Source organism: Limnohabitans sp. Jir72 (assembly GCF_003063575.1).
In the GTDB taxonomy this organism is placed as follows: Bacteria; Pseudomonadota; Gammaproteobacteria; order Burkholderiales; family Burkholderiaceae_C; genus Limnohabitans_A.
In genome coordinates, this window is the sequence record NZ_NESC01000037.1 from 1 (window position 1) to 855 (window position 855).

The following is an 855-nucleotide window of genomic DNA, read 5'->3' on the forward strand; positions in this document are numbered from 1 at the left end:
GCTGCGCAGACAAAGCGAAAGCCCTGATCGAACTAAGGCAGCATCACCCCTTGGCCACTTTGCTCCAGGTGGCCGAGCTGCCTCGCAGCACGTTTTACTACCAAGTCAAGGCGCTGCAAAGGGATGACAAGAACGCCGATTTGAAGGTTCGCATTCGGGAGATTTACGACTGCCACAAGGGGCGTTATGGCTATCGGCGCATCACAGCTGAGTTGTGTCGAAGTGGCTGCGAGGTCAATCACAAGGCGGTTCAACGCCTGATGAAGCTGCAAGACCTCAAGTCGCTGGTGCGCCCCAAGAAATACCGCTCATACCGAGGGCAGTTCAATGCGAATGTGCCAAATGTTTTAAATAGAAAATTCCGCGCAGACCGGCCAAACAGCAAGTGGGTGACGGACGTCACGGAGTTCAATGTTCGAGGCGAAAAGCTGTATCTCTCGCCTGTGCTGGACCTGTACAACGGGGAGATCGTTGCCTATGAAATGCAAGAGACTCCGAGGATGCCTTTGGTGAGCGAGATGCTCAAGAAAGCGTTGGGCAAACTCAATAGCCAGGAGGCGCCGCTGCTGCACTCCGACCAAGGCTGGCAGTATCAAATGGCTTCATACCAACGCCAGCTTGCCGCTAGAGGCTTGACGCAAAGCATGTCCCGCAGGGGCAATTGTTTGGACAACGCTGCCATGGAGAGCTTCTTCGGAACTCTCAAATCGGAGTACTTCTACTTGAACAAATTCGAGAATGTGAAAGAGCTTGAGATGGGCTTGAAGGAGTACATCCACTACTACAACAACGATCGGATCAAGATCAAACTAAAAGGGCTGAGTCCTGTGCAGTACAGAACTCAGCCCTCTATGG

1 protein-coding gene is annotated in these 855 nt (G+C 52.7%); it reads left to right on the top strand.

Translation table 11 applies throughout. From position 1 onward, the window contains the following. Window positions 1-855 (top strand): IS3 family transposase (locus B9Z52_RS17495; protein WP_108415119.1); only part of this gene is annotated, 855 nt, incomplete at both ends.